This window comes from Streptomyces chengmaiensis (genome assembly GCF_029846775.1).
GTDB classification, from domain to species: domain Bacteria; phylum Actinomycetota; class Actinomycetes; order Streptomycetales; family Streptomycetaceae; genus Streptomyces; species Streptomyces chengmaiensis.
In genome coordinates, this window is the sequence record NZ_JARWBG010000034.1 from 1 (window position 1) to 12143 (window position 12143).

Sequence of the window (12143 nt, forward strand, 5' to 3'; positions counted from 1 at the left end):
CGGGGCGCGCCCGGCCCCGGGGGCCGCCGGGACTCCGCCCGCCTCCCGCGCGGGCGCGGCCTGCCCTCCAACCGGATTGCGGCCCGCCTCGGCCGCCGGGGGCCCGCCGCGGGGCCACGCCGTTCCGGACGCGGCGGCGAGGGCCTCGGCCAGGCCGCCGATCTCGACGTGGACGACCGCGACCGGCTTTGCCGGGGAGGCGGCCGCTGCGTCCTGGAGCGCGGCGGCCAGGACCTCCCCGTCGCCGAACTCCGTCACACCGTCCTCGGCGACCCAGGGGATCGCCGTGACCACGACGGCGTCGCACGCCTCGTCCGCCAGCGCCTCGGCGAGCGCGGCGCGGAAGTCGGCGGGCGTCGCGGCGGTCGTCAGATCGCGCGGCGGCAGCGGACGCAGCCCCTCCGTGCGGCAGGCGTCGTAGGTGAGGAGCCCGAGGGACTCGGAGTTGCCGAGGATCGCGACGCGCGGACCGGCCGGGAGAGGCTGGTCCGCGAGCAGCAGACCGGCGTCGACGAGTTCCGTGACGGTGTCCACCCGGATCACGCCCGCCTGGCGCAGCAGCGCCGAGACCGTGGCGTCCGGGATGCGGGTCACGGGCACCGCGTGCCCCGGCGGCGCACTCCCGCTGTGGCGGGCGCCCTTGACGACCACCACGGGCTTGACGGCCGCCGTGCGCCGGGCCAGCCGGGTGAACTTGCGCGGGTTGCCGATCGACTCCAGGTAGAGGAGGACGACGTCGGTGTCGGGGTCCTCGTGCCAGTACTGGAGGAAGTCGTTGCCCGACACGTCCGCCCGGTTGCCGGACGAGATGAAGGCGGACAGGCCGGCGCCGCGCCGGTGCAGGCCGGACAGCAGGGCGATGCCGATCGCGCCGGACTGGGTGAAGAGTCCGATGCGGCCGCGCGCCGGGGACCGCGGCGCGAGGGAGGCGTTGAGCCGGACGGCGGGCGCGGTGCTGATGATCCCGAAGGAGTTGGGGCCGATGATCCGCATCCCGTACGACCGGGCCTGGCGCACCAGTTCGCGCTGGCGCTCCCGTCCGTCCGGCCCGCTCTCCGCGTATCCGGCGGTGACCACGACCAGTCCCTGCACGCCGTGCTCGCCGCAGTCGGCGACCGCGTCGGGGACCCGCTCGGCCGGTACGGCGACGACGGCCAGGTCGACCCGTTCGCCGGTGCGTTCCACGATCTCGCCGACGGAGCGGAAGGCGGGTACGCCGTCCGCCTCGGTCCAGTCCTCGGGGAAGGCGCGGTTGACCGCGTAGGTGCGGCCGGTGTAGCCGCCTGCGAGGAGGTTGCGCAGCACGGTGCGCCCGACGCCGCCGGGCGCCCGGCCGACGCCCACGACCGCCACGGAGCCGGGGGCGAGCAGCCGCCGCACGGAGCGGGCCTCGGCGCGTTGCTCGCGGGCGCGCTGGACCGCGAGGGATCTGGCCGTCGGCTCCAGGTCGAGCGTCAGATGAACGGAGCCGTCCTCGAAGCTGCGCTTCTGGGTGTAGCCGGCGTCCGTGAACACCTTGATCATCTTGTTGTTGGCGGGCAGCACTTCGGCGACGAAGCGGCGGATGCCCCGCTCTCTGGCGACCGCGGCGATGTGCTCCAGCAGGGCGGAGGCCACACCGCGCCCCTGGTGGGCGTCCTGGACGAGGAAGGCGACCTCGGCCCGGTCGGCCGGCGCCGGGGCGGGCCTGCCGGAGGCGTCGATGCGGTCATAGCGGACGGTGGCGATGAACTCGCCCCCGACGGTGGCCGCGAGTCCCACCCGGTCCACGTAGTCGTGATGGGTGAAGCGGTGGACGTCGCGGTCGGACAGTCGCGGGTAGGGCGCGAAGAAGCGGTAGTACTTCGACTCGTCGGAGACCTGCTCATAGAAGCTGACCAGGCGTTCCGCGTCAGCGGCGGTGATGGGCCTGATGTGTGCCGCGCCCCCGTCGCGCAGCACCACATCCGCCTCCCAGTGGTCGGGGTACGCATGGTCCGACGGCGTCCGCATGGGAAAATCGTACGGCCCGTCCATCACTCGCGTCGGCGAATGACGGGGCCGGCCCCGTCCTTCCCTCCCCTGCCCTTTCTTCCCTCCCCCTGCCTTCCTCTCCTCCCCTCGGCCTTCCTCTCCTCCCCTCGGCCTTCCTCTCCTCCCCGCGGCCTCCGGCACGCCGCTTCGGCACCCCGCGTCGGGCAGTCCGCAACCCATGAGAGACTGGTCTAGACAACCGCTAGCACCTGAAGGGCAACACCATGGCTGAGCGCCGCGTCAACGTCGGGTGGGCCGAAGGCCTGCACGCCCGCCCCGCCTCCATCTTCGTCCGCGCCGCCACGGCTTCCGGCGTCCCCGTGACGATCGCCAAGGCCGACGGCACCCCGGTCAACGCCGCCTCCATGCTCGCCGTGCTCGGGCTGGGCGCGAAGGGCGGCGAGGAGATCGTGCTCGCCTCCGACTCGGGGGATGCAGAGGCCGCTCTGGACCGGCTCGCCAAGCTGGTCGCCGAGGGGCTCGACGAACTTCCCGAGACCGTCTGATCCCTTCAGGCCTCACCGGCGGGATAAAACGAAGCCGGCTGCCGCCCGAATTCGGGCGGCAGCCGGCTTCAACCATATTCGGGTGACAACCAAAAATGTCCCTGAGTCACTTTTCGAACCACCCGAATTTCTAGCCCCACTTTTGTATACGGGGCTGTTGTTAATTCCGGACGCTTGCCGTGTTTACGGCATGTTGCGAAGTCCTCACCCGCTCGGGGCGGCGCAGCCGGTGCGCGGCCGCCGCCCGTTCGGCGTGCAGCGCGGTGAGCGTCCGCGCCCGGTCCGCGTCGCCGCGCGCCACCGCGTCCACGATCGCGCCGTGCTCGGCCCAGGACTCCACGGGCCGGGTCGGCTGCTCGACCGCGTACATCCAGGTGATCTTATGGCGGAGCTGGGTGAGCAGCGTGATCAGCCCGGGGCTGCCGGACGCCTGGGCGAGCGTCTCGTGGAACCAGCCGCCGAGGGAGCGCAGATCCTCCCCCTGGCCGCGGCGCGCCCGCTCCTGTCCCAGCCTGACCAGGCCGCGCAGCACCTTCAGATGGGCCTCGGTGCGGCGCCGGGCCGCGCGCGCGGCGCCCAGCGGCTCCAGCAGCCGGCGGATCTCCAGCAGGTCGGCGGCCTCCTCCTCCGTGGGTTCGGCGACGCAGGCGCCCGCGTGCCGCCGCGTGGTGACGAACCCCTCAGACTCCAGAGTGCGCAGGGCCTCGCGCACAGGCACCCTCGAGACGCCGTAGCGGCGGGCCAGCAGTTCCTCGGTCAGCCTGCCGCCGGGCTCGAATACACCGGAGACGATGTCGTCGCGGATCGCTGTGCATACCGTGTGCGCGGGAATGCGCATGACCCAACCTCCGCCTTAATCCACTGGAAACGCAGCCGATTGACGCCTGTTCGGTGACTCTAAGGCAGTGGGCCGAATTTTCCGATGCCTTACCGAGAATCATGGATATCTTTTGGCCAGCGGCAGCGCGGGCCAGCCAAACGCGTCGAGGCCCCGGCGGGGAACGCCGGGGCCTCGACGGCAGCGGGCCGGAACAGGCCTGGTCAGACCTTGACGCCGTGCGAGCGCAGATAGGCGACGGGGTCGATGTCGGAGCCGTAGTCGGGGGTCGTGCGCGCCTCGAAGTGGAGATGCGGGCCGGTCGAGTTGCCGGTGGAGCCGGAGACGCCGATCTGCCGGCCCGCGGCGACCGACTGGCCGACCGTGACGGTGATCGCCGACAGATGGCCGTACTGGGTGTAGGAGCCGTCGTTCATCCTGAGGACGACGTTGTTGCCGTAGGCGCCGCCCCAGCCTGCCTCGACGACGGTGCCCGCGCCCACGGCGACGACCGTCGAGCCCGCGGGGGCGCGGAAGTCGACGCCGGAGTGGCTGCCGGAGGACCAGAGCGCACCGCCGGCCCGGTAACCGGTGGTGACATGGGTGCCGGCGACCGGGAGGCGGTAGGCCAGACGCCTGCGCTCCGCCTCACGGGCGGCGCGCTCCTTGGCCTCGCGGGCCTCCTTGGCGCGCTGCTCGGCTTTGCGCTTCGCCTCGGCGGCGGCCTTGGCGCGGGCCTCCTCCTCGGCCTCGGCTGCTTCGGCGGCCTTCTTCTGCGCGGCGGCCTGGGCGGCGATCTCGTCGGCGAGGGAGGTGGCGGGGGCGACGATCTGGTTCAGTGCGGTTTCCTCGACGGCCGCGTCGACGCCGGCCTCGGCGGCGACGGCGGGGGAGGCGAGGGTTCCGATGACGCCGGTGGCGGCGAGGGTCGCGACGCCGGCCAGGTTCGCGCTCCTGCGTGTCAGGCGGCTCGGGGCACGGTGCTTCCCGGTGGCACGGGTGAACGCCATGGAGGGGGCTGTTCCTTTCCTTCCTTCTCGCCTACCGGGTTAGCTGACGGGTTCGGAGCAGGAAGGTCTCCTACGGGCCCCGCCTCACGGCGGCGTCCGATTCACCCCAGGGGATGTGTGGGTCCCCGGCTCCCCTGGCTCGCGCCTGACGGGGACTCGGCGATGACTGCCCGTGCCGCGGGCGCGGCGGGACATGGGCGGACAGCCGGACCGACGCTAGGCGGCGCATCTTTCAATCACCAAACGGACAGCCCGTTTTGTAGCGCACGCCACAGGGCATACACCATGTTTCACCTACAAATCAGACATACGACGAAACCCCGGCAATGCGCCCATTGCCGGGGTGCCGTCTGCCCTGTTTCAGACCGATTCGCCCTATGGGGAAACGCTGATCGGACGGCAGTGCCGAGTCGTGTCGAACGGCGGTCGGACTCCGATCAGACGCCCGTCATCCGGCGACCACCGTCACCTGACCGATGCCGAGCTCCCTGACCGGCTCCTCGATCTGTGAGGCGTCGCCGACGAGGACCGTGACGAGCCGGTCGACGGGGAAGGCGCTCACGGCCGCGGCCGTCGCCTCGACCGTCCCGGTCTCGGCGAGCCCGGCGTACAGCCGCGCCTGGAAGTCGTCCGGGAGGAACTGCTCGACCTGGTCGGCGAGCGTGCCGGCGACCGAGGCGGCGGTCTCGTACTTCAGCGGGGCGACGCCCACCAGGTTCTGCACCGCGGCGTCCCGCTCGGCGTCGGTGAGGCCCTCGGCGGCGAGCGTGCGCAGCACCTGCCACAGATCCCGCAGCGCCGGGCCGGTGTTGGGGGTGTCCACGGAGCCGCTGATCGCGAGCATCGCCGCACCCGAGGCGTCGGGCGCGGAGCGCAGCACCTGGGTGAAGGCCCGCACCCCGTAGGTGTAGCCCTTCTCCTCCCGCAACACGCGGTCGAGGCGCGAGGTGAGCGTGCCGCCGAGGCAGTACGTCCCGAGCACCTGGGCCGGCCACTGGCGGTCATGGCGGTCCGGGCCGATCCGGCCGATGAGGAGCTGCGTCTGCACCGCGCCCGGACGGTCCACGATCACAACGCGGCCGGTGTCGTCCGCGGTGATGGCCGGTACGGGGCGGGGGGCCGCACTGTCGCCGGTCCACGCCCCCAGGGTGTCGGCGAGCACGGTGTCCAGGTCGACGCCGGCGAGATCGCCGACGATCACGGCCGTGGCGGTGGCGGGGCGCACATGCGCCTCGTAGAAGGCGCGCACGGCGGCCGCGTCGATCTGCGCCACGGTCTCCTCGGTGCCCTGGCGGGGCCGGGACATCCGGGAGGCCGCCGGGAACAGCTCCTTGGAAAGCTCCTTGGCGGCCCTGCGGGCCGGGTTGGCCTTCTCGTGCGGGATCTCGTCGAGTCGGTTGCGCACCAGCCGCTCGACCTCGTGGTCCGCGAAAGCGGGGGCGCGCAGCGCCTCGGCGAGCAGGCCGAGCGCCTTGTGCAGCCGGGAGACGGGGACCTCGAGGGCGATCCGGACGCCGGGGTGGTCGGCGTGGGCGTCGAGGGTGGCGCCGCAGCGTTCCAGCTCTGCGGCGAACTCTTCGGCCGAGTGCTTGTCGGTTCCTTCGGACAGGGCTCGCGCCATGATCGTGGCGACGCCGTCGAGCCCTTCGGGCTCGGCGTCCAGGGGGGCTCCGAGGGAGATGTCGACGGCCACCACCTGCTGGCCGGGACGGTGGCAGCGCAGCACGGTCAGGCCGTTGCCGAGGGCGCCGCGGTCGGGGGCCGGGAAGGCCCAGGGCTTGGGCTGACCGGCCGCCGGCTGCGGGTGGAGGTCCATGGTCACAACGGCGTCGCTCACTGGTCTGCCCCTTCGCGCTCGGCAGGCTCGCTGTTCTCGTCGGTGTCGTCGGTCTCGGCGCTCTCGGCGCTCTCGGCGCTCTCGGCGCTGTCGGCGGCCGGTGCGGCCCCGGCACTCTGGCCGGCTGATCCGTCGTCCCCGGCTGCCTCCGTCTCCTCGGCGGAGAGGGGCTCGTACACCAGCACCGCCCGGTTGTCGGGGCGCAGCCTGGCCGCGGCGACCGCCTGCACCTCCTCCGGGGTGATGTCCAGCAGCCGCCGGACGGCGGTGAGGGCGAGCTGCGGATCGCCGAACAGCACCGCGAACCGGCACAGTTCGTCGGCGCGGCCCGCGACCGTGCCCAGCCGGTCCAGCCACTCGCGCTCCAACTGGGCCTGGGCGCGCTCCATCTCCTCGGACGTCGGACCTTCGGCGGCGAACCGCGCCAGTTCCTCGTCGACGGCGGCCTCGATGGCCAGCACCTCGACGCCGCCGGAGGTCTTCACATCCAGCCAGCCCAAGGACGGCGCACCGGCCAGCCGCAGCAGGCCGAACCCGGCCGCGACGGCCGTCTGGTCCCGGCGCACCAGGCGGTTGTGCAGCCGGGAGGACTCACCGCCGCCGAGGACGGTGAGCGCCAGGTCCGCGGCGTCGCACTCGCGTGTGCCGTCGTGGGGCAGCCGGTATGCCGCCATCAGGGCGCGCGCCGGGACTTCCTCGCGGATCTCCTGGCGGAGCTGCTCGCCCACGAGGTCGGGCAGAACGCCGTCGCGCGGGGGCTGCTTGCCCTCGTGGGACGGGATGGAGCCGAAGTACTTCTCGATCCAGGCGAGCGTCTGCTCCGGATCGATGTCGCCGACGACCGAAAGCACCGCGTTGTTCGGCGCGTAGTAGGTGCTGAAGAAGGCGCGGGCGTCCTCGAGCGTCGCCGCGTCCAGGTCGGCCATGGAGCCGATCGGGGTGTGGTGGTACGGGTGGCCCTCGGGGTAGACGAGGGCGGTGAGCCGCTCGAACGCCGTGCCGTACGGCACGTTGTCGTACCGCTGGCGGCGCTCGTTCTTGACCACGTCGCGCTGGTTCTCCATCGACTCGTCGTCGAGGGCGGCGAGCAGCGAGCCCATGCGGTCGGCTTCCAGCCACAGCGCCAGCTCCAGCTGGTGTGCAGGCATGGTCTCGAAGTAGTTGGTGCGCTCGAAGCTGGTGGTGCCGTTGAGCGATCCGCCCGCGCCCTGGACCAGCTCGAAGTGGCCGTTCCCCGTCACCTGGGCGGAGCCCTGGAACATCAGGTGCTCGAAGAGGTGGGCGAGGCCGGTGCGGCCCTTGACCTCGTGGCGTGAGCCGACGTCGTACCAGAGGCAGACCGCGGCGACCGGGGTCAGATGGTCCTCGGAGAGCACCACGCGCAGGCCGTTGGCCAACCGGTGCTCTGTCGCCGTCAGGCCGCCTGAGCCGGCCTGCGCTGTGGCCGTGTGACCCATGGGCATGTATGTCCCTTCGATCGCGATATGGAGAACGTGATGGAGAAGTCCTGCCACTGTATGCAAGCGTGCTGACACCTGGCGAAGTTCCCCGGGCGGCCCTGACCGGGTCGCGGTCGGGCTTGTCGGTGGGACGGTCCACAATGGTCGGCGTCACATCCAGTTCTGGCACGCGAAGGAGCAGCAGCCGCGATGGCCCGCCGCAGTACGAAGACCCCGCCGCCGGAGGATTTCGAGGAGCGGATCCTCGACATCGACGTCGTCGACGAGATGCAGGGCTCCTTCCTCGAGTACGCCTACTCGGTGATCTACTCCCGGGCCCTGCCGGACGCCCGTGACGGCATGAAGCCGGTTCACCGCCGGATCGTGTATCAGATGAACGAGATGGGGCTGCGCCCCGACCGCGGGTATGTGAAGTGCGCCCGGGTCGTCGGCGAGGTGATGGGAAAGCTGCATCCGCACGGCGACGCGTCGATCTACGACGCGCTGGTGCGGATGGCCCAGCCGTTCTCCATGCGGCTGCCGCTGGTGGACGGCCACGGCAACTTCGGCTCGCTGGGCAATGACGACCCGCCCGCGGCCATGCGGTACACGGAGTGCCGGATGGCCGATGCGACGTCGCTGATGACCGAGTCGATCGACGAGGACACGGTCGACTTCGCCCCCAACTACGACGGTCAGGAGCGCGAGCCGGTCGCGCTGCCCGCCGCCTATCCGAATCTGCTGGTCAACGGCGCTTCAGGGATTGCCGTCGGCATGGCGACCAATATGCCGCCGCACAATCTGGGCGAGGTCATCGCCGCCGCCCGGCATCTGATCAAGCATCCGGGCGCGGACCTCGACACGCTGATGCGCTACATCCCCGGCCCCGATCTGCCCACCGGCGGCAGGATCGTCGGGCTGAACGGCATCCGGGACGCCTACGAGACCGGCCGCGGCAGCTTCAAGATCCGCGCCACTGCCACCGTGGAGAACGTCACAGCGCGCCGCAAGGGCCTGGTCGTCACCGAACTGCCCTTCACCGTCGGCCCGGAGAAGGTGATCGCCAAGATCAAGGACCTGGTGTCGGCGAAGAAGCTCCAGGGCATCGCGGACGTCAAGGACCTCACCGACCGCCAGCACGGTCTGCGGCTCGTCATCGAGGTGAAGAACGGCTTCATCCCTGAGGCGGTGCTGGAGCAGCTCTACAAGTTGACGCCGATGGAGGAGTCCTTCGGCATCAACAACGTCGCGCTGGTCGACGGCCAGCCGCTGACACTCGGGCTGAAGGAGCTGCTGGAGGTCTATCTCGACCACCGCTTCAACGTGGTGCGGCGGCGCAGCGAGTTCCGGCGCGGCAAGAAGCGGGACCGGCTGCACCTGGTGGAGGGCCTGCTGGTCGCCCTGCTCGACATCGACGAGGTCATCCGTCTCATCCGGTCGAGCGAGAACTCGGCGCAGGCCAAGGAGCGGCTGATGGACCGCTTCTCGCTGAGCGAGATCCAGACGCAGTACATCCTGGACACGCCGCTGCGCAGGCTCACCAAGTACGACCGGATCGAGCTGGAGAGCGAGCGCGACAAGCTGAGCGCCGAGATCCAGGAGCTGACCGAGATCCTGGAGTCGGACGCCAAGCTGCGCCGACTGGTGTCGGCGGAGCTGGCCGCGGTCGCGAAGAAGTTCGGCGCCGAGCGGCGCACGGTGCTGCTGGAGTCGGCGGGCGCTCCCGCGGTGGCGGCGGCGCTGGAGGTCGCGGACGACCCGTGCCGGGTGCTGCTCTCCTCGACCGGGCTGCTGGCGCGCACGGTCACGGCCGAGCCGCTGCCCGCGGAGGGCGGCAGGCGCGCCAAGCACGATGTGATCGTCTCGGCGGTGCTCGCGACACAGCGCGGCGAGGTGGGCGCGGTGACCTCGGCCGGACGACTGCTGCGGCTGTCGGTGATCGACCTGCCGCAGCTTCCGGAGACGTCGACCGCACCGAACCTGGCGGGCGGCGCACCGGTCTCGGAGTTCCTGACGCTGGAGGCGGACGAGTCCGTGGTCTGTCTCACCACTCTCGACGAGTCCTCGCCCGGTCTTGCGATCGGCACCCTGCAGGGTGTGGTCAAACGCGTGGTTCCGGACTATCCGGCGAACAAGGACGAGTTGGAGGTCATCACCCTCAAGGAGGGCGACCGGATCGTGGGCGCGGCCGAGCTGCGCACGGGGGAGGAGGACCTGGTCTTCATCACCTCCGACGCACAGTTGCTGCGGTACCCCGCCGCGCAGGTCCGTCCGCAGGGGCGCCCGGCGGGCGGCATGGCGGGGATCAAACTGGCACAGGACGCCCAAGTGATCTCCTTCACCGCCGTCGACCCGGCGGCGGACGCCGTGGTGTTCACCTGCGCCGGTTCGCGGGACACGCTCGACGACACGATCACGTCGGTGAAGCTCACCCCGTTCGACCAGTATCCGCGCAAGGGCCGGGCGACCGGCGGCGTGCGCTGCCAGCGCTTCCTCAAGGGTGAGGACGTGCTGGTGCTGGCCTGGGCCGGGGCGACCCCGGCGAGGGCGGCGCAGAAGAACGGCTCCCCGGCGGAGCTGCCGGAGCCCGACCCGAGGCGCGACGGCTCGGGCACGCCGCCGGCGAAGCAGTTCGCGGTGGTGGCGGGCCCGACGACCTAGCCGCAACCGGGGGCTCCGCCCCTGGACCCCCGCACGGCATGAAGGCCGTGCCTCAATGGCCGGAGAGGCTCACAACGAGCCCCGCCGGCGTTTGAGGCGCGGGGGTACGAGGGCGGAGCCAGTCGGTTACGGGAAGGAGCGGGGCAGGGGCGGGATCCCCCCGTCCCGCTCCCCTGCTTCCAACTCCCCCGCGTCCGGCTCCCCTGCTTCCAACTCCCCCTCATCCGGCTGTGGCACATAGCGCAGGACGCCCCACATGCTCCGCTCGTCCGGGGCGTCATGCGGGCCGGTCTGCGCGCACTCCGCCAGCCCCTTGCGCAGCGCTTCCTCGTCGACGCCGGAGCCGATCAGCACCAGTTGGCTGAGCCGCTCCTCTCCCCGCGCCCAAGGGGCGGGGTAGAACCGCAGAAACCGCCCGACGGCGTGGACCGCGTAGCGGCGCTCCGGATCACCCGCGCCGAAGTCGACGAACCCCTTGATCCGGTACAGCCCTTCGGGCCGCGCGTCGAGGAAGTCCATCAGCCGGCGCGGGTCCAGGGGCGCGTCGGAGGTGAAGTCGACGCTCTCGTACACGGCGTGCGGATGGGCATCGTGGTCATGCTCCTCGGCGTACAGGTCCTCGAAGGAGAGCTGCCGCACCGCGTGGCTCTCCTCGTCCCGGCGCGCCGCCCGGTCGAACAGCAGCTCGGGATCGACGCGGCCCTGCACGGCGCTGACCACCGCAGCGGAGGACCCGGCCCGCTCCAGCACGGATCCGATCGCGGAGCGCACCCGGTGCTGCCCCGCCCCGTCCACCCGGTCGGCCTTGTTGAGGACGATGAGATCGGCGATCCCGAGGTGCCGGTCGGTCTCCGGGTGGCGTGCCCGGGTCGCGTCAAACTCCGCCGCGTCGACGACCTGCACGAGTCCGCCGTACACGATCCGGCCGTTCTCGCTGGCGAGGATCATCCGCACCAGTTCCTGCGGTTCGGCGAGGCCGCTCGCCTCGATGACGATCACGTCCAGGCGGGCGGACGGCCGGGTCAGCCTCTCCAGGTACTCGTCCAGTTCGCTCGCGTCGACGGCGCAGCACAGACAGCCGTTGCCGAGGGACACGGTGGAACCGACCTGCCCGGCCACGGTCATCGCGTCGACTCCGATGGCGCCGAAGTCGTTCACCATGACTCCGATGCGGGTGCCCCGGGCACTGCGCAGCAGATGGTTGAGCAGAGTCGTCTTTCCGGAGCCGAGGAAACCCGCGAGGACGACGACGGGGATCTGCTGCGCGCTCAAAGGGGCCTCTCCTGGTGTGGTCTCGGTGTGCGGCGGACCCAGGATAGGAGGGGTCGGCGAGCCCGGCGGCAGGGGAGGGTTCCGCACGCCGGCACGCAGCGCCTGCCGTTCCCGGGCAGGAATCCGGGACCGACCGCGTCACCCGTCTGCGGACGGCTGTTCGGCCACGACGCCGAGGCTCAGCGACTGTTCGTCCTCGGCGCCGAAGCGGCGGTCCGGCTGCTGGGCGAAGCCCTGGGCGGCGGCCGCACCCGAACATCGCCCGGACCGCGGAGTCCCCGCTCCTGCCTCCAGTCTCCGATCTCCGATCTCCGACGTGCAAGGTAAGACGTCGGGCAACCAGGCCCCGGCCCGGCTGCGGAGCTGGGCCCGCAGCCGGACCGGGGGCCCGACCCCGAGTCGGCTCGCGGTCCGGTCCGGTTCCGCTGCCAGGGGCCCGGGTCCCGATGTCCGCGTCCGGTTCGGCTGCCAGGGGCCCGGGTCCCGATGTCCGCGTCCGCTGTCCGGGGAACTGGGTCATATCTCCAGGGCCCGCGGCCCCGGGGGCCAGGTTCGCCGTCCGCGGCCCCCGGCCCGGGTTCGAGGTCT

At 71.7% G+C, this 12143-nt stretch carries 8 protein-coding genes and 1 riboswitch; of the genes, 2 read left to right on the top strand and 6 right to left on the bottom strand.

Annotation, left to right across the window (positions count from 1 at the left end; translation table 11 throughout):
- The coding region (locus tag QCN29_RS24740) for a GNAT family N-acetyltransferase (RefSeq protein ID WP_279930894.1) at positions 1-1992 on the bottom strand (1992 nt) is incomplete at its 3' end.
- Positions 1993-2237: 245 nt separating this feature from the next.
- Here QCN29_RS24740 and QCN29_RS24745 point away from each other — a divergent pair.
- The gene (locus tag QCN29_RS24745; protein ID WP_279930896.1) at positions 2238-2519 is read left to right on the top strand and encodes an HPr family phosphocarrier protein; all 282 of its coding nucleotides are present in this window, start codon (positions 2238-2240) and stop codon (positions 2517-2519) included.
- A 160-nt stretch (positions 2520-2679) separates the two neighbouring features.
- Here QCN29_RS24745 and QCN29_RS24750 read toward each other — a convergent pair whose 3' ends face one another.
- The 4 genes from QCN29_RS24750 to QCN29_RS24765 form a co-directional block, all read right to left on the bottom strand.
- Positions 2680-3357 (bottom strand): GntR family transcriptional regulator, encoded by a 678-nt coding sequence (locus tag QCN29_RS24750; RefSeq protein WP_279930897.1) that lies wholly within the window; start codon positions 3355-3357, stop codon positions 2680-2682.
- Positions 3358-3560: 203 nt separating this feature from the next.
- Complete coding sequence (locus QCN29_RS24755) at positions 3561-4346, bottom strand: M23 family metallopeptidase (RefSeq protein ID WP_279930899.1); 786 nt, start codon at positions 4344-4346, stop codon at positions 3561-3563.
- A 14-nt stretch (positions 4347-4360) separates the two neighbouring features.
- A riboswitch (cyclic di-AMP (ydaO/yuaA leader) is annotated at positions 4361-4518 on the bottom strand.
- Between the two features lie 276 nt (positions 4519-4794).
- Entirely contained in the window at positions 4795-6162 is a 1368-nt protein-coding gene (locus QCN29_RS24760) for a M16 family metallopeptidase (RefSeq protein WP_398859900.1), read from the bottom strand.
- Between the two features lie 17 nt (positions 6163-6179).
- Positions 6180-7646: a M16 family metallopeptidase gene (locus QCN29_RS24765; protein ID WP_398859878.1), complete on the bottom strand. Its 1467-nt coding sequence runs from the start codon at positions 7644-7646 to the stop codon at positions 6180-6182.
- A 186-nt stretch (positions 7647-7832) separates the two neighbouring features.
- On the opposite strand from QCN29_RS24765, the gene QCN29_RS24770 reads away from it, so the two are divergent.
- Entirely contained in the window at positions 7833-10283 is a 2451-nt protein-coding gene (locus QCN29_RS24770; protein WP_279930903.1) for a DNA gyrase/topoisomerase IV subunit A, read from the top strand.
- Positions 10284-10409: 126 nt separating this feature from the next.
- On the opposite strand, the gene QCN29_RS24775 is transcribed toward QCN29_RS24770, so the two are convergent.
- On the bottom strand, positions 10410-11555 hold the full coding sequence (locus QCN29_RS24775) for a CobW family GTP-binding protein (protein ID WP_279930904.1): 1146 nt from the start codon (positions 11553-11555) through the stop codon (positions 10410-10412).
- Positions 11556-12143: the final 588 nt, after the last annotated feature.